This is a genomic window from Streptomyces sp. NPDC086766, from assembly GCF_044746005.1.
GTDB lineage: Bacteria > Actinomycetota > Actinomycetes > Streptomycetales > Streptomycetaceae > Streptomyces.
Genome location: NZ_JBIVBI010000014.1, coordinates 25,243 through 41,296 on the forward strand (window position 1 = coordinate 25,243; position 16,054 = coordinate 41,296).

The 16,054-nt window shown below is 72.2% G+C and carries 18 protein-coding genes; 9 read left to right on the plus strand and 9 right to left on the minus strand.

Features of this window, described 5'->3' with window-relative positions:
• Nucleotides 1-5 precede the first annotated feature (5 nt).
• Genes ACIPM1_RS24315 through ACIPM1_RS24325 form a run of 3 tightly spaced genes read left to right on the plus strand, consistent with a single transcriptional unit; the run spans nt 6 to nt 1,923 of the window.
• Complete coding sequence (locus tag ACIPM1_RS24315) at nt 6-971, plus strand: AraC family ligand binding domain-containing protein (protein WP_402437962.1); 966 nt, start codon at nt 6-8, stop codon at nt 969-971.
• Nucleotides 872-1,618 carry an AzlC family ABC transporter permease gene (locus tag ACIPM1_RS24320; protein WP_402437965.1) on the plus strand — a complete coding sequence of 249 codons (747 nt, stop codon included), beginning with the start codon at nt 872-874 and terminating at the stop codon, nt 1,616-1,618. Before ACIPM1_RS24315 ends, ACIPM1_RS24320 begins: the two co-directional genes overlap by 100 nt.
• Nucleotides 1,615-1,923: an AzlD domain-containing protein gene (locus ACIPM1_RS24325; protein ID WP_402437968.1), complete on the plus strand. Its 309-nt coding sequence runs from the start codon at nt 1,615-1,617 to the stop codon at nt 1,921-1,923. Before ACIPM1_RS24320 ends, ACIPM1_RS24325 begins: the two co-directional genes overlap by 4 nt.
• A 116-nt stretch (nt 1,924-2,039) precedes the next feature.
• On the opposite strand, the gene ACIPM1_RS24330 is transcribed toward ACIPM1_RS24325, so the two are convergent.
• Nucleotides 2,040-2,984: a prenyltransferase/squalene oxidase repeat-containing protein gene (locus ACIPM1_RS24330; protein ID WP_402437971.1), complete on the minus strand. Its 945-nt coding sequence runs from the start codon at nt 2,982-2,984 to the stop codon at nt 2,040-2,042.
• Nucleotides 2,985-3,064: 80 nt separating this feature from the next.
• Between ACIPM1_RS24330 and ACIPM1_RS24335 the strand changes: the two genes are divergently transcribed.
• From ACIPM1_RS24335 to recX, 4 genes are all read left to right on the plus strand, one after another.
• Nucleotides 3,065-3,259, plus strand: a complete 195-nt coding sequence (locus ACIPM1_RS24335; protein WP_392195203.1) for a DUF3046 domain-containing protein — start codon at nt 3,065-3,067, stop codon at nt 3,257-3,259.
• 60 nt (nt 3,260-3,319) lie between these two features.
• Nucleotides 3,320-4,663: an AI-2E family transporter gene (locus ACIPM1_RS24340; RefSeq protein WP_402437975.1), complete on the plus strand. Its 1,344-nt coding sequence runs from the start codon at nt 3,320-3,322 to the stop codon at nt 4,661-4,663.
• Between the two features lie 230 nt (nt 4,664-4,893).
• Entirely contained in the window at nt 4,894-6,018 is a 1,125-nt protein-coding gene (gene recA / locus ACIPM1_RS24345) for a recombinase RecA (RefSeq protein ID WP_402437978.1), read from the plus strand.
• A 3-nt stretch (nt 6,019-6,021) separates the two neighbouring features.
• The gene (recX, locus tag ACIPM1_RS24350; RefSeq protein WP_402437981.1) at nt 6,022-6,807 is read left to right on the plus strand and encodes a recombination regulator RecX; all 786 of its coding nucleotides are present in this window, start codon (nt 6,022-6,024) and stop codon (nt 6,805-6,807) included.
• Between the two features lie 120 nt (nt 6,808-6,927).
• Here the strand turns inward: recX and ACIPM1_RS24355 are convergent, their stop codons facing one another.
• The 8 genes from ACIPM1_RS24355 to ACIPM1_RS24390 all read right to left on the minus strand — a co-directional run bounded on the left by ACIPM1_RS24355 (nt 6,928) and on the right by ACIPM1_RS24390 (nt 13,494).
• Complete coding sequence (locus ACIPM1_RS24355; RefSeq protein ID WP_402437984.1) at nt 6,928-7,350, minus strand: rhodanese-like domain-containing protein; 423 nt, start codon at nt 7,348-7,350, stop codon at nt 6,928-6,930.
• Entirely contained in the window at nt 7,347-7,901 is a 555-nt protein-coding gene (locus ACIPM1_RS24360) for a cysteine dioxygenase (RefSeq protein ID WP_356193600.1), read from the minus strand. Before ACIPM1_RS24360 ends, ACIPM1_RS24355 begins: the two co-directional genes overlap by 4 nt.
• A gap of 81 nt (nt 7,902-7,982) precedes the next feature.
• The gene (locus ACIPM1_RS24365) at nt 7,983-8,069 is read right to left on the minus strand and encodes a putative leader peptide (RefSeq protein WP_356936238.1); all 87 of its coding nucleotides are present in this window, start codon (nt 8,067-8,069) and stop codon (nt 7,983-7,985) included.
• 211 nt (nt 8,070-8,280) lie between these two features.
• Entirely contained in the window at nt 8,281-9,882 is a 1,602-nt protein-coding gene (locus ACIPM1_RS24370) for an FAD-dependent monooxygenase (protein WP_402438370.1), read from the minus strand.
• Nucleotides 9,883-10,093: 211 nt separating this feature from the next.
• Nucleotides 10,094-10,975: an amino acid ABC transporter permease gene (locus ACIPM1_RS24375; protein WP_402437988.1), complete on the minus strand. Its 882-nt coding sequence runs from the start codon at nt 10,973-10,975 to the stop codon at nt 10,094-10,096.
• Nucleotides 10,972-11,637, minus strand: a complete 666-nt coding sequence (locus tag ACIPM1_RS24380; RefSeq protein WP_402437990.1) for an amino acid ABC transporter permease — start codon at nt 11,635-11,637, stop codon at nt 10,972-10,974. Before ACIPM1_RS24380 ends, ACIPM1_RS24375 begins: the two co-directional genes overlap by 4 nt.
• A gap of 76 nt (nt 11,638-11,713) precedes the next feature.
• Entirely contained in the window at nt 11,714-12,550 is an 837-nt protein-coding gene (locus ACIPM1_RS24385; RefSeq protein ID WP_402437993.1) for a glutamate ABC transporter substrate-binding protein, read from the minus strand.
• Between the two features lie 167 nt (nt 12,551-12,717).
• The gene (locus ACIPM1_RS24390; protein WP_402437997.1) at nt 12,718-13,494 is read right to left on the minus strand and encodes an amino acid ABC transporter ATP-binding protein; all 777 of its coding nucleotides are present in this window, start codon (nt 13,492-13,494) and stop codon (nt 12,718-12,720) included.
• A 286-nt stretch (nt 13,495-13,780) separates the two neighbouring features.
• Between ACIPM1_RS24390 and ACIPM1_RS24395 the strand changes: the two genes are divergently transcribed.
• Together ACIPM1_RS24395 and ACIPM1_RS24400 are read left to right on the plus strand one after the other, a co-directional pair.
• A complete protein-coding gene (locus ACIPM1_RS24395) occupies nt 13,781-14,467 on the plus strand; it encodes a response regulator transcription factor (protein ID WP_402438000.1) in 687 nt (228 codons plus the stop codon).
• A 9-nt stretch (nt 14,468-14,476) separates the two neighbouring features.
• Nucleotides 14,477-15,886, plus strand: coding sequence for an ATP-binding protein (locus tag ACIPM1_RS24400; RefSeq protein WP_402438003.1), 1,410 nt, complete (start codon nt 14,477-14,479; stop codon nt 15,884-15,886).
• Nucleotides 15,887-16,054: the final 168 nt, after the last annotated feature.

The window sequence follows — 16,054 nt, forward strand, 5'->3', positions numbered from 1 at the left end:
GACGCATGGAAGGGTCTGGCGAGGAGCGGGCGCGGCACTGGAGCTACGAGGAGCTGCCCGGTGTCGACCTGCTGCGGGCCCGGTACGTCAGGAAGGCGTTCGTGCGGCACACGCACGAGCACTTCGTGATCGCCGCCATCGCCGAGGGCGTCGAGGTGTTCCACCACCGCGGGTCCGACCAGTACGCGGGGGCGGGATCGCTCGCGCTGGTCAATCCGGACACCCCGCACACGGGGCGCGCGGGCGTGCCGGAGGGGTGGCGGTACGGGGCGGTGTATCCGGCGCCGGAGCTGGTGGCCGAGATCGCGGGCGAGACCACGGGGATCCGCGGGACGCCCGGCTTCGCGAGCCCGGTGCTCGACGATCCGTACGCCGCCCGCCTGGTCCATCAGGTGCTGCGGGCCGCGGACGAGGGGAACGCGCTGGCGGCCGACACGCTGCTGCGGGTGGCCGTGACCCGGCTGCTGCGGTCGAACGGCGGGACGCTCCCGCGTCGGGAGGTGCGGACGGCCGGCACGCGCCTCGCGGCACGCGCGCGTGCCGTGCTGGAGGAGCGGATGGCCGGGCCGCCCACCCTGGAGCGGCTTGCGGCCGACCTGGGGACCAGCCCGTTCGCGCTGCTGCGGGCGTTCCGGGACGCCTACGGGATGCCGCCGCACGCCTGGCTGACCGACGCCCGCGTGCGGCGCGCCCGACGGCTGCTCGACGCGGGCGCGCCTCCGGCGGAGGCCGCCGCCGTGGTGGGGTTCACCGACCAGGCGCACCTCAGCCGGCACTTCTCCCGCATCGTGGGCGTGCCTCCGGGGGCCTACCGGCGTGAGCGCAAGAACGTACAAGACGCGCGGCAGCGGCTGCTCCTACCGTCGCGGGCGTGGCAGAACAGACAGCACTCGCAGACATACGCCCCGACGACGGAGACAAACCGGACGCAGCGGTCGTACGGGACGCCCTCGGAGTCGGAATCGCCGTAGGCCTGTCCGGGTTCGCCTTCGGGGTGACCTCGGCGGGCAGCGGACTCACGCTGCTCCAGACCTGTGCGCTCAGCCTGCTGGTGTTCACCGGTGCCTCCCAGTTCGCGCTCGTGGGGGCGCTCGCGGCCGGAGGCAATCCCTTCACGGCTGCGGCGGGCGCCTTCTTCCTCGGGGTGCGCAACGCCTTCTACGGCCTGCGCCTGTCCCAGGTGCTGGCCCTCCCGCGCGCGCTGCGCCCGCTGGCCGCCCAGTGGGTCATCGACGAGACCACCGCGGTGGCCCTGGCCCAGCCCACCCGGCGCGCCGCGCGGCTCGGCTTCACCGTCACCGGGATCACCCTGTACGTGCTGTGGAACCTCACCACGCTGCTCGGCGCGCTGGGCGCCAAGGCCATCGGCGACACCGCGGCGTGGGGTCTCGACGCGGCCGGTCCCGCCGTGTTCCTGGCGCTGCTCGCGCCCATGCTGAGGACCGCCACCGAGCGGGCCGTCGCCGCTCTCGCCGTGCTGCTCGGGCTCGGGCTGCTGCCCGTGCTGCCCGCGGGGGCGCCCGTCCTGCTGGCCGCGCTCGCGGCACCGGCCGTGCTCTGGCTGGACGGCCGGCGCAGGGGCGGCGCACGCGACGGCGGACGGGAGGGGAAGCGTTGAACGCCTGGATCGCGATCGCCGCGACCGTCCTCGGCTGCTACGCCGTCAAGCTCGCCGGGCTGCTCGTGCCGGCGGGCGCGCTGGAGCGCCCGCTCGTGAAGCGGCTCGCCGCGCTGCTGCCCGTCGCCCTCCTCGCTGCTCTCACCGCCCAGCAGACCTTCGCCGACGGGCACACGCTCGTCCTCGACGCGCGGGCCGCCGGCCTCGCGGCCGCCGCGGTCGCGCTGCTGCTGCGTGCGCCGTTCCTGCTCGTCGTCGCGGCGGCCGTGGTGGTGACGGCGGGAGTGCGGGCCATGGGCGGATGACCCGAGCCGCGGGCGGCGGAGGAGGGGGAACGGGCGGAGGGCGTGAGCCGCGGGTGGCACGGCGGGCCGGATGGCGTGCGGCAACCACGCGCGCGTGCCGCAGGGACGGTCCCGCCTCAGCCGATGGCCCGGCCGTACGCCCGGAGGGTGCGCAGTGCCTCGATCGTCACCATGGGGCGCGCCTCCAGGGCGACGCCGGGGGCCCACTGGCGCCAGGTGATCGGCCAGCCGCCGTCCTCCCGCTGCCGGCTCGCCAGGAAGTCCAGCGAACGGTTCATCTCGTCGTCCGTGAACCACGCGCGCGCGAGGGAGCCGGGGGTCCTCGCGTAGTCGTACGGGAAGTGGTGCTCCTCCGGGGCGTAGCCGGGCGCGACCGGGAAGGCCTCCAGGTGCTCCGGGTCCAGCGCCGCGAGCCGGTGGTCGCGGACCAGGCGGCCGAGCCGGTCGGCGGCCGCCTCCGCGCGCTTGCGGTCGGCGGCGGCGTCCAGGAAGGTGACGGCCGCCTCGATCTCGTAGGGGTGGGACCTGTCCAGGGACTCGATGCGCTGCCAGCAGTAGTCGGTCGCCCGGAACAGCCAGGCGTGCCACACCTCGTTGCGGTGCAGCAGCCCCACCACGGGACCGGTGGCGAGGAGGTCGCTCGGCGGGTCGTCCACGATCGGCACGAAGGGAGCCGCCGGATAGCCGCGCTGGCTGGGGTGGACGGCGGGCAGGGCGCCGTCCGGCGTGGAGACGGAGGTCAGGTACCGGCAGACGCGTTCCACCCGCTGTCCGCCGCAGCGCCCGATGGAGTCCAGGACGCGCAGCGCGTGAGCGGTGTGCAGCGGCTGGCTGACCGGGCCGCGCAGATCGGGCTCCAGCGCGTGGCCGAAGCCGCCGTCCTCGTTGCGGTAGGCGTCCAGCGCGGTCTCCACCGGGTCGGCGGCGCCGTTCAGGAAGTGGTGCGCGAACAGCCGCTGCTCCAGCACGCGCGCGGTGAGCCAGACGAAGTGTTCGGCGCGGAAGAGCGGGGAGGACGCCGGGGGCGTCGGGGGGAGTGGGGAGGCTCCGGTTTCGGGCATGAGTCAGACCGTAGGGCGGAAAGCGGTCTCGGCACGCGGTCCCGGCTCGGGCCCACCCCCAGGGGCGGGATACTGGACTCATGCGGTTGACGGTCTTCTGGGAGCGGATGGCGGAGCACTTCGGCACGGGGTACGCCGACACCTTCGCGCGCGACCATGTGATGTCCGAACTCGGCGGGCGCACGGTGCACGAGGCGCTGGACGCGGGCTGGGAGGCCAAGGACGTGTGGCGCGTGGTCTGCCGGGTCATGAACGTTCCGCCGGAGAGGCGCTGACCGGGACCGGGCCCCGCACGACCGGCGCTCGTTGTCGGCGGCGTGGGCGAGACTTGCAGCGTGGCACCCACTGACGACACCGGGCGGATCCCCCGGCACGCATCCCCGTCCGACCCGACGCCGCCCGCCCGGCTCCCGGCCGAGGGTGCCGCCGGGGCGGGCGCCCGGATGCCGCGCTGGCTGCCGCGCGCCATGGTGCTGGCGCTCGCGCTGGTTGCCGCGTTCCAGCTGGGCAGCTGGGCCTTCCACCAGGTGACGGGCCTGCTGATCAACGTCCTCATCGCGTTCTTCCTGGCCCTCGCCATAGAGCCGGCGGTGAGCCGCATGGCCGCCCGCGGCATGCGCCGGGGCCTGGCGACCTTCCTGGTGTTCCTGGGCCTGATGATCGCCGTGGCGGGCTTCGTCACCCTGCTCGGCTCGATGCTCGCCGGGCAGATCATCAAGATGGTCGAGGGCTTCCCGGAGTACCTCGACTCGGTGATCAACTGGGTCAACACGACGTTCCACACCGAGCTCCGGCGCGTGGACGTCCAGGAAGGCCTGCTGCACTCCGACTGGCTGCGCAAGTACGCGCAGAACAGCGCCGCGGGTGTGCTCGACGTTTCAGCCCAGGTGCTCGGCGGCCTGTTCCAGATGCTCACCGTCGGCCTGTTCTCCTTCTACTTCGCCGCCGACGGGCCGCGTCTGCGCCGCGCCCTCTGCTCCGTCCTGCCGCCCGCCCGGCAGGCCGAGGTGCTGCGCGCGTGGGAGATTGCCGTCGACAAGACCGGCGGCTACCTGTACTCACGCGGTCTGATGGCGCTGATCTCGGGGATCGCCCACTACGTCCTGCTGCAGGCGCTGGGCGTGCCCTACGCCCCCGTGCTGGGTGTCTGGGTGGGCCTGGTGTCCCAGTTCATCCCGACCATCGGCACCTATCTCGCGGGTGCCCTGCCCATGCTGATCGCCTTCACGGTCGACCCGTGGTACGCGCTGTGGGTGCTGGTCTTCGTCGTCATCTACCAGCAGTTCGAGAACTACGTGCTCCAGCCCAAGCTGACCTCGAAGACCGTCGACATCCACCCCGCGGTCGCCTTCGGGTCGGTGATCGCGGGCACCGCGCTCCTCGGCGCCGTCGGCGCCCTGATCGCCATTCCCGCGGTCGCCACCCTGCAGGCCTTCCTCGGGGCCTACGTGAAGCGGTACGACGTCATGGACGACCCCCGGGTCCACGGTCATCGCGGAGGGGGTTCGGCGCGGGGCCTGTTCACGCGGGCGCGCGGACTGTGGGCGCGGCGCCCGGAGGGGCCGCGGGCCGGGGCGGAGGGCACCCGGGTCGTGGCGCAGGCCGGGGCCGCGGAGACACCGGTGGCGGGCGAGTCCGGGCACGGGCCGTCCGGGGAGCGGCCGGGGACGGGGCGGTAGGCGGCCGGTTCGCCCGGGGCGCCGCGCCGCGTGATGCGCTTGACACGAAAATCGAACATCCATTCTTATGGAGTCTCCGGCGCGGCTCGACAAGGGGGATTTCGCCCCGTTCAAGGGGTAGAAGTGCCCGAGTTATCCACAGGCCGGACGGGCGTCGGGGCGCATTGTCAGTGGCAGGCGTTAGCGTCTTTGACGTGAAGCGATCGACTCAAGCAAACCGGGTGGAACCCATGGCAGGAACCGACCGCGAGAAGGCGCTCGACGCCGCGCTCGCACAGATTGAACGGCAATTCGGCAAGGGCGCGGTCATGCGCATGGGCGAGCGGTCGAGGGAGCCCATCGAGGTCATCCCCACCGGGTCGACCGCGCTCGACGTGGCGCTCGGCGTCGGCGGCCTGCCGCGCGGCCGCGTGGTGGAGATCTACGGACCGGAGTCCTCCGGTAAGACCACCCTCACCCTGCACGCCGTGGCCAACGCCCAGAAGGCCGGCGGCCAGGTCGCCTTCGTGGACGCGGAGCACGCCCTCGACCCCGAGTACGCGAAGAAGCTCGGCGTCGACATCGACAACCTGATCCTCTCCCAGCCGGACAACGGCGAGCAGGCCCTGGAGATCGTGGACATGCTGGTCCGCTCCGGCGCCCTCGACCTCATCGTCATCGACTCCGTCGCCGCACTCGTCCCGCGCGCGGAGATCGAGGGCGAGATGGGCGACAGCCACGTCGGTCTGCAGGCCCGGCTGATGAGCCAGGCCCTGCGGAAGATCACCAGCGCGCTCAACCAGTCCAAGACCACGGCCATCTTCATCAACCAGCTCCGCGAGAAGATCGGCGTGATGTTCGGCTCGCCGGAGACCACGACCGGTGGCCGGGCGCTGAAGTTCTACGCCTCGGTGCGTATCGACATCCGCCGCATCGAGACGCTGAAGGACGGCACGGAGGCGGTCGGCAACCGCACCCGCTGCAAGGTCGTCAAGAACAAGGTCGCGCCGCCCTTCAAGCAGGCCGAGTTCGACATCCTCTACGGCCAGGGCATCAGCCGCGAGGGCGGTCTGATCGACATGGGCGTGGAGCACGGCTTCGTCCGCAAGGCCGGCGCCTGGTACACGTACGAGGGCGACCAGCTCGGCCAGGGCAAGGAGAACGCGCGCAACTTCCTGAAGGACAACCCCGACCTGGCCAACGAGATCGAGAAGAAGATCAAGGAGAAGCTGGGCGTCGGCGTCCGTCCGGAGGAGCCGACCGCCGAGCCGGGCACGGACGCCGCGGTCTCCGCCGGCGCCGGGGACGCCCCGAAGGCGGTGCCCGCGCCGGCGGCCAAGGCCACCAAGCCCAAGGCCGCCGCAGCCAAGAGCTGACCCGTGACACGACGAACGGACTGGGCCGAGGAGTACGCCGTTCCCGGTGCCCCACGGGGGAGGGGCACCGGTGACGACACCGGCTCCGTCACGGACGGCGCGAGGGACGGTCTCGGCGCGCACGGGGGTGCCGAGACCGGATCACGCGCGGGCGGCTCGCGCACAGGCGGCTCACGTGACGGTGGGCCGCGGCGGGGCCGTGGGCGTCGTCGGCGCGGGTTCGGCGATACCTCCGCCGAGGACGGAGACGCCTTCTCCTCTTCGAGGGCCGAGCGGGAGGAGTCTCCGGGGGACCCGGTGGAGCGGGCGCGCGCGATCTGCCTGCGCCTGCTCACCGGGACCCCGCGCACCCGCAAGCAGCTCGCCGACGCCCTGCGCAAGCGGGAGATCCCGGACGACGCGGCGGAGGAGGTGCTGTCGCGGTTCGAGGAGGTCGGGCTGATCGACGACGGTGCGTTCGCGGACGCCTGGGTGGAGTCCCGGCACCACGGGCGGGGACTGGCCCGGCGGGCCCTCGCGCAGGAGCTGCGCACCAAGGGCGTCGACGCGGCGCTGATCGACGAGGCCGTCAACCAGCTCGACACCGAGCAGGAGGAGGCCACCGCGCGCGAACTCGTCGACCGCAAACTGCGCGCCACGCGCGGCCTCGACCGTGACAAGCGCCTGCGCCGCCTCGCGGGCATGCTCGCCCGCAAGGGCTACTCCGAGGGCATGGCCCTGCGGGTGGTCCGCCGGGCACTGGAGGAGGAGGGCGAGGACCCGGAGTTCCTCGGGAACGAGGGGTACTGAGGCGTACTGAGGGGTACTGCGAAGGCGCCTCAAGGCCCTCTTCCCCGTACCCCGGTGTCGGGCCCCGGTGTCCGGCGGTGTGCAGCGCCTGTCAGGCCGCACCGGGCCGTCGCGGACCGGTCAAGCCGGGGCGTCGGGAACCGGTGGCGGTGTCACGGGAAGCCCGGCCGCCCGCCAAGCCTGGAAACCGCCCACGAGGTCGGTCGCCCGGTGCAGACCCAGCCGGTGCAGGGACGCGGCGGCCAGGCTCGACGCGTAGCCCTCGTTGCAGATGACGACGACGCGCAGGTCGTGGCCGGTGGCCTCGGGCACGCGGTGGCTGCCCCGGGGGTCGAGTCGCCACTCCAGCTCGTTGCGTTCGACGACGAGAGCGCCGGGGATCAGGCCGTCCCTGTCGCGCAGCGCCGCGTAGCGGATGTCCACCAGGAGGGCCTCGCCGGCCCGGTGGGCGGAGTGCGCCTCCCGCGGTTCGATCCGGTCGTAGGCTTGGCGCACCCGCTCCAGCAGTTCGTCGATGCCGACCGGCGGCCGACCCGCGCTCACTGCCAGTCCTCCGGGCGCTCGACCTGCTCGAGGCGCAACACCTGCCCGGTGCGGCTGTAGCGGCGGATCCGAGGCAGTGGCGGGTGGTAGGCGTGCACCGAGACGGCGTGCCGGTCGGGGGACTCATTGAGCACCTCATGGACATGGTGGCGGCCGAAGGAGCGGCCCCGTCCCGCCGGGAGACGCCGCTCGCGGTCCACGCCGTCGGTGAGCTCGAGGGTCTTCCAACCGTCGGTGGGCAGCCGGGCGGCGAGCGAGTTCTCCCTCAGCTCGCCGGAGGCCGTGAAGAAGGCGCCGACCGACTCGGCGTGGTCGTGCCAGCCGGTGCCACTGCCGGGCGGCCAGCCGATCAGCCACGCCTCGCTGCCGCCGGGGCCCTCCAGGCGGACCCAGGTGCGGCCTTGCGGATCGAGCGGGAGCGAGGCGATCAGCGCGGCGTCGGCGGCGGTGCGCCGTACGAAGTCGAGGAGGTCCGCCTGTGTGGGCGCCTGCGCGGCGGGCGCGGTCACGGGAACGGACGTGGAGGGGTAGGGCGAGGGGGAGACAGACACGTACACCGTCCTGGAAATGCGTCGAGAAGGGCGCGCCGCGGCAGGGAGGCGGCGTGGCGCCCGAGGAGGGGAGATGCGCATTCAGCAGGACGGACGACACACGCAGCCCGCGTAGCGGACGAGGTCCATGTGGACCCTCCGCCACAGGCACACATCGGTGTCGGTCATGATCCGGAGTACACCACGGGGGTGCGAAACGGTCAACCGACCCTCACCATGCGGACGGGGCGGCGCGTTGGGAACCCGCAGACCGGCGCCCGCGACGGACCGCGGCCGCCCACCGGCCCGCGTCCCGGCGCCCACCCACAGCCCGCGCCCCGGCGCCCCGCGCTCAGTGCGTCCCCGCGCCGCAGGTGTCGGCGAACCGACCCGCCGATCCTCAGCGCGCCCCCGCCTCGGCCCGTGCCGTCGACGGAAGGGGGCCGCCGAGTGCCGCCTCCGCCGCCGAGTACAGGTCGGCCGGCCGTACCCCGCTCAGCGCGGTGACGAGGTGTCCGTCGGGCCGTACGAGGAGCACGGTGTGGGCGGCGGCGCCCGGGTAGCTCTCGGCGACGAGCAGTTCGGCCGGTCGGGGCAGCGCGGTCACCGCGGCCGCCAGCCGGGGCATGAGACCGGCGCTCACCCAGTGCCGGCGTTCCCACACGACGGTGCCCGGCGCGACCAGCACCACCAGCAGCGCGCCGCGGCCGAGCCGGTCCCGCAGTTGTACGAGGGAGCCGTCCTCCGCGGTGACCGGTACATCGGCGACCTGCGCGCCGACCGGCGTGTCGACCGGGGTCTCGCCCTCGGCGGGCGCGGGCGCGAGCGGCGAGTCGGCGTACGTCCCCGGCGCGCCCAGCGGCCCGCGCCCCAGATGGGCGTCCAGGAAGAGAGCGTCGTGCCCGCGTGACGTCCCGGGGACGTACGAGCGCAGCCCGCCGCCCCCGCGCAGCAGGGGCAGGGCCTGGTCCGCGGCACGCAGCCGGGCGGCGACGGCGGCCCGCCGCTCCGCCTGGTAGCTGTCCAACAGCGCCTCGTGCGGCCCGTGGTGCCAGGCGAGCGAGAGCTTCCAGGCGAGGTTGTCGGCGTCCCGGAGCCCCTCGTCGAGGCCCTGGGTCCCGAACGCGCCCAGCAGGTGCGCCGCGTCGCCGGCGAGGAAGACCCGCCCGGCGCGCCAGCGGCGGGCCAGCCGGTGGTGGACCGTGTGGACGCCGGTGTCCAGCAACTCGTACGCCGGTGTGGGGTCGCCGGTCCAGCCGGTGAGGGTCTCGCGGACGCGATTGACGAGCAGTTCCGGCGTGACCAGGTCCTTGCCGGGCGGCAGCAGCCAGTCCAGGCGCCAGGCCCCGCCGGGAAGCGGGCGGGCGGAGACCTCCCCGGCCGAGGGGCCGGTGGTACGCCAGGGCGGCAGACGGTGGAGGAACGCTTCGCCCGGCCGGGGGAGTTCCGCGCGCAACGCGGCGACGGCGTGCCGCTCGACGGCCGTACGGCCGGGGAAGCGGATGTCCTCCAGCTTGCGCACGGTCGACCGCGGGCCGTCGCAGCCCACCAGGTAACTGCCGCGCCACCACGTGCCCTTGGGACCGCGGGTGTGCGCGGTCACACCTGACGGCTCCTGCTCGATGGCGTCGAGGCGGCTGTCCACGGCGAGCTCGACCAGCGGTTCGTCGGCGATGGCGGCGCGCAGGGCGCCGGTCAGGACGTGCTGGGCGAGGTGCAGGGGAGCGGACGCCGCGTCGTCGAAGGCGACCTCGCGCATCACCTGTTTGCGCCGCATCGACCGCCAGCCGGACCAGCGCAGTCCCGCGTCGCCGAGCGGGACCCGCGCGAGACGCTCCACCAGGGCGGCCGTGTCGGCGCGCAGCACCACGGTGCGCGCGGCGCGCGCAGCGTCCCTGCCCGGCTCCTCGTCCAGGACGACGGACGGCACCTCCTGACGCGCCAGCGCCAGGGCGAGCGTGAGCCCGACGGGACCCGCCCCGACGACGATCACCGGATCCACGACGCAGCGCCCCCTGCCCGCGGCGATGTCCTGACGGACAGACGTGAACAAACGGTTGGAGCAGGGTGCACGATCACAGAACGTATGCAACCCATTGCCGCTGCTTGCGTCAAGTGACGGGGGCAGTGGTGATCACTCCACTGCCCCCGTGTCACACGCGTTCCGTGACCGTCCGTCAGGTATGCGTCTTCCCTGCGTAGCCGCCCGCCACTCAGCTGCTGGCGCCGGTGGACTCGCCACCGCCCACCGCCGCCGGCGCGAGCACCACACCGGTCGACTTCTTGCCGCGCCGCAGTCGCTGCTCCAGCCAGCTCGCGAAACTGGTGATGCTGAAGTTGAGCACCACGAAGATCAACGCCACGATGGTGAAGGAGGCGATGACGTTCGCGCCGTAGTACGAACTCATCGAGCTGACCGCCGCCAGCAAGTCCGGGAAGGTGAGGATCGCGCCGCCGAGCGCGGTGTCCTTCACGATCACCACCAGCTGGCTGACGATCGCCGGCAGCATCGCGGTGACCGCCTGCGGCAGCAGGATCGAGGTCATCGTCTGCGTCTTGCGCAGACCGATGGCGTGGGCGGCCTCCGTCTGCCCCTTGGGCAGGGCCAGGATGCCCGCGCGGACGATCTCCGCCAGGACCGCGGCGTTGTAGAGCACCAGGCCGGTGACCACGGCGTACAGCGGTCGGTCGTCCGAGCTGATGGCGGTGGACTGCGCGAACAGGGCGTTGCCGAAGATCATCAGGATCAGCACCGGGATGGCGCGGAAGAACTCCACGACCACCGCGGCCGGCACCCTGATCCAGGAGTGGTCGGAGAGCCGCGCGATGCCGAAGACGGCGCCGAGGGGCAGTGCGATGACCATCGACAGGGCCGCCGCGATCAGCGTGTTCTCCAGGCCGGGCAGGAGGTAGGTGGTCCACGCCTCCGAACCGGTGAAGGGCTTCCACTTCTCCCAGTCCAGCTGGCCCTTGCTGTCGAGGCTCTTGTAGACCCACCACAGCAGCGCCGCGAGGGCGACGAGGAACACGACCGTGTAGAGGACGTTGCGCCGCTTGGCCCGGGGGCCCTGCGCGTCGTACAGCACGGAGGTCATCGCTTCACCGCCACCTTCTTGCCCACCCAGCCCAGGATCAGGCCGGTCGGCAGCGTCAGGCACACGAAGCCGAACGCGAAGACCGCGGAGATCAGCAGGAGTTGTGCCTCGTTCTCGATCATCTTCTTCATCAGCAGAGCCGCCTCGGCGACGCCGATGGCGGCGGCCACCGTGGTGTTCTTGGTGAGCGCGATCAGGACGTTGGCGAGCGGGCCGACCACCGAACGGAACGCCTGCGGCAGCACCACCAGGGTCAGGACCTGGGTGAAGCTCAACCCGAGCGCGCGGGCCGCCTCCGCCTGCCCCACCGGCACCGTGTTGATGCCGGAGCGGATCGCCTCGCAGACGAAGGCCGAGGTGTAGGCGATCAGTCCGAGGACGGCGAGCCGGAAGTTGATGCTGTCGAAGGCCTGGGCACCGAGGCTGACGCCGAGGGTCTGGTTCAGACCCAGCGAGGTGAACAGGATGATCACCGTCAGCGGGATGTTCCGCACGATGTTGACGTAGGCGGTGCCGAAGCCGCGCATGAGAGGCACCGGGCCGACGCGCATGGCGGCCAGCAGGGTGCCCCAGACCAGGGAGCCGGCGGCCGAGAGCAGGGTGAGCTGCACGGTCACCCAGAAGGCTCCCAGCAGGTCATAGCCTTGAAGAAAGTCGAACACGATCTCCCGCGCTTCCGCGTGTGAAGGGACCCCGGGTGCGCCGCCCCCGTGAACGGCGCACCCGGAGCACGCTGACTCAGCTCTTGATGTCGCCGATCTTCGGCGCCGGCTCGTTCTTGTAGTTCGCCGGACCGAAGTTGGCCTTCACGGCCTTGTCCCAGGAACCGTCGGAGACCATCTCCTCAAGGGCCTTGTTGATCTTGGCCTTGAGGTCGCTGCCCTTCTTGACGCCGATGCCGTAGTTCTCGTTCGTCATCTTGAAGCCGCCGAGCTTGAACTTGCCCTTGAACTGGGCCTGGGCCGCGTAGCCGGCGAGGATGGAGTCGTCGGTCGTCAGGGCGTCGATCGCCTTGTTCTGCAGACCGCTCAGGCAGGCCGAGTAGGTCGGGTACTGCTGCAGGTTGGCCTTGGGGGCCAGCTTGTCCTTGACGTTCTGCGCCGAGGTGGAGCCGGTGACCGAGCACAGCTTCTTGCTGTTGAGGTCGGCCGGCGACTTGATCGAGTTGTCGTCGGCGCGGACCAGCACGTCCTGGTGGGCGAGCAGGTACGGGCCGGCGAAGTCGACCTTCTGCTGGCGCTCCGGGGTGATCGAGTAGGTGGCGGCGATGAACTGCACGTCACCGCGCTGGAGCATGGTCTCGCGGTCGGCGCTCTTCGACTCCTTCCACTCGATCTGGTCCTCGCTGTAGCCGAGCTTCTTGGCCACGTACTTGGCCACGTCCACGTCGAAGCCGGAGTAGCCCTGAGGCGTCTTCTGGCCGAGACCCGGCTGGTCGAACTTGATGCCGATGGCGATCTTCTTGCCGCCGCCGGAGGACCCCCCGCCGTTCTTGTCGTTCGAGCCGCACGCCGTCGCCGAGACGGCGAGGGCGAGCACGACGGCCGAGGCGGCAGTGACCTTGCGGAGCTTCATGGGGAACATCCTTCGCTTGATGAGGAGATTCGGCCGTCAGGGACGGGCGACGAGGTCGTGGGGCACGGACCGCCGGCCGCTCGGGTCACGCGGACCGCCCGGTCCGGACGGCCCCAACGACCCGAGTGGAGCCCGGGCCGGGCGCGGCGGCGCGGAGCCGTCAGGGCTCAGTGGTGCAGGATCTTCGACAGGAAGTCCTTGGCCCGGTCGCTGCGCGGGTTGCTGAAGAACTGGTCGGGTGTGGCCTGTTCGACGATCCGGCCGTCGGCCATGAAGACCACGCGGTTGGCGGCCGACCGGGCGAAGCCCATCTCGTGGGTGACGACGATCATCGTCATGCCGTCCCGGGCGAGCTGCTGCATGACCTCCAGGACCTCGTTGATCATCTCCGGGTCCAGGGCGGAGGTCGGCTCGTCGAAGAGCATGACCTTCGGGTCCATCGCCAGCGCCCGGGCGATGGCCACGCGCTGCTGCTGGCCGCCGGAGAGCTGGGCGGGGTACTTGTCGGCCTGGGCGCCCACGCCCACCCGGTCGAGCAGGGCCCGGGCCCGCTCCTCGGCCTTCTTCTTGTCCGCCCTGCGGACCTTGACCTGGCCCAGGGTGACGTTCTGGAGCACTGTCTTGTGCGCGAAGAGATTGAAGGACTGGAAGACCATGCCGACGTCGGCGCGCAGCCGGGCCAGCTCCCTGCCCTCGTGGGGCAGCGGCTTGCCGTCGATCGTGATCGTGCCCGAGTCGATCGTCTCCAGGCGGTTGATGGTGCGGCACAGGGTGGACTTTCCGGACCCGGAGGGCCCGATGACCACGACGACCTCGCCGCGGGCGATCGTCAGGTCGATGTCCTGGAGCACGTGCAACGCGCCGAAGTGCTTGTTGACGCTCTTCAGGGCGACCAGATCCCCGGTCGACGCCACGTCTTCCTTGGCCATCGATACTTCGGTCATCGCTTCTCTGGCTCCGTCCTCCTCGGTTTCGGAGGACACTAATTTCCCCGTACGACCTGCGTCATTACATCTGAGGGAGATCTGAGCATCACGATCCGATAGCAATCGGACACGTGTCGTAGCAGTAGCCGCCGGGCCGCGTACCGGCTGGATAACGGAAGCCGCGCGCTACCGGAACCCTCTTGACTCCGTCGTCGTCCATCAGCGTGACTGCCATGGTGCACACGTGCGTGCACGCGCCTCTACAGACCACGATCGTACGACCGATGAACCGGAGGGGGCCGGGATGAGACTGCTCCTCGTCGAGGACGACAACCACGTCGCCGCCGCCCTGTCCGCGGTCCTGGCGCGGCACGGTTTCGACGTCACGCACGCCCGCAGCGGCGAGGAGGCCCTCCAGGCACTCGTCCCGGAGAGCGCCGGCTTCGGGGTGGTCCTGCTCGACCTGGGCCTGCCCGACCAGGACGGCTACGAGGTCTGCGGCAAGATCCGCAAGCGCACCAGCACCCCGGTGATCATGGTCACCGCCCGCTCCGACGTCCGCTCCCGCATCCACGGCCTCAACCTCGGCGCCGACGACTACGTCGTGAAGCCCTACGACACCGGAGAGCTGCTCGCCCGCATCCACGCGGTCAGCAGACGCACCGCCCACGAGGAGCAGGACGGCGGCGGCGAGACCGCGCTGCGCCTCGGCGCCGTGCGCATAGAACTGCCCACCCGGCAGGTCAGCGTCGACGGCTCGGTCGTCCAGCTCACCCGCAAGGAGTTCGACCTCCTCGCCCTGCTCGCCCAGCGCCCGGGTGTCGTCTTCCGGCGGGAGCAGATCATCAGCGAGGTGTGGCGCACCAGTTGGGAGGGCACCGGACGCACCCTGGAGGTGCACGTCGCCTCCCTGCGCTCCAAGCTGCGCATGCCGGCCCTGATCGAGACCGTACGCGGCGTCGGCTACCGCCTCGTCGCCCCGGCCGCGTAGCGGGCACGGGTGCGCACGCGTCTTCTGCCGCTGCTCATCGTCCTGATGGCGGCGGTGCTGCTCGCGCTCGGCGTCCCGCTCGCCGTCAGCGTGGCGGCGGCCGAGCAGCAGAAGGTGGTCGTCGACCGGATCGACGACACGGCACGTTTCGCCGCCCTCGCCCAGTTCGTCACCGACCGCCCCTCCGGCTCCCGCCAGACGACCCCGGACGAGCGCCGCGAGACCCTCGCCCGGGAACTCGCGAGCTACTACGAGGTCTACGGCATTCGGGCCGGGGTCTTCTACCGCACCAGCACCCCCATGGCCAACGCGCCGACGGACTGGTTCCTCCCCCGGACGGGCGAGGTCCACGACGCGTTCCAGGAGGCGCTGCTCAGCCGCCGCAGCCACGACCCCGCCCAGGTCTGGCCCTGGCAGCGCCGTCGGCTGGTCGTCGCCTCGCCCGTCATCCGGGACGGCGACGTCGTCGCGGTCGTCGTCACCGACTCGCCGACCGGGCAGATGCGGGCGAGCACACTCCGCGGCTGGCTGCTCATCGGGGCCGGGGAGATCGCCGCGATGCTGCTCGCCGTCGGCGCCGCGCTGAGGCTGACCGGCTGGGTGCTCAAACCCGTCGGAGTCCTCGACGCCACCACGCACGACATCGCCACCGGACGGCTGAAGTCACGGGTCGCGGTGGCCAGCGGACCGCCGGAACTGCGACGGCTGGCCCGGTCGTTCAACGAGATGGCGGACAACGTCGAGGACGTGCTGGAGCAGCAGCGCGCCTTCGTCGCCGACGCCTCGCACCAACTGCGCAACCCGCTCTCGGCTCTGCTGCTGCGCATCGAGCTCCTCGCGCTGGAACTGCCCGAGGACAACGAGGAGATCGCCTCGGTCCGCACCGAGGGCAAGCGCCTGGCCCAGGTCCTGGACGACCTGCTCGACCTGGCGCTCGCCGAGCACGCCGAGGCGGACATCCGGCTCACCGACATCGGCGCGCTGACCGAGGAACGGGCCGCCGCCTGGGCCCCGGCCGCCGAGGCCAAGGGGGTGCGGCTGGTGGCGGACTGCCCGGCCACCACGGCATGGGCCGACCCGGTGGCGCTGTCGTCGGCGCTGGACGCCGTGATCGACAACGCGGTGAAGTTCACCCCGGAGGGCGAGCGGGTCGAGGTGACGGCCTCCGCGGACGGCGGCACCTCGACGATCGTCGTCGCCGACCACGGCCCCGGCCTCGCCGAGGAGGAACTCGCCCGCGTCGGAGACCGCTTCTGGCGCAGCGGCCGCCACCAGAACGTCAAGGGCTCCGGCCTCGGCCTGTCCATCGCGCGGGCGCTCCTCGCGGCGGGTGGCGGCTCGATCGCCTACGACCGCAACGCACCGCACGGCTTGAGGGTGACGGTGACGGTGCCCAGGTCGGAGCCGGGGGCGGGGTAGTCCCCGCGGCCTGATCGCAGGCGCTGGGCGCGGGCGCAGGCGCAGGCGCCGGGGCCGGTGTGCCGTGGCGGAGGCGCCGGACCTCGGGCGCCCAGGCGTGAAGTCCGGCGCGCCCGGGCGTAGGAGCCGTGGCGCCCAGGCGTAAGGGCGCGTGGCGCCCCACGAGTC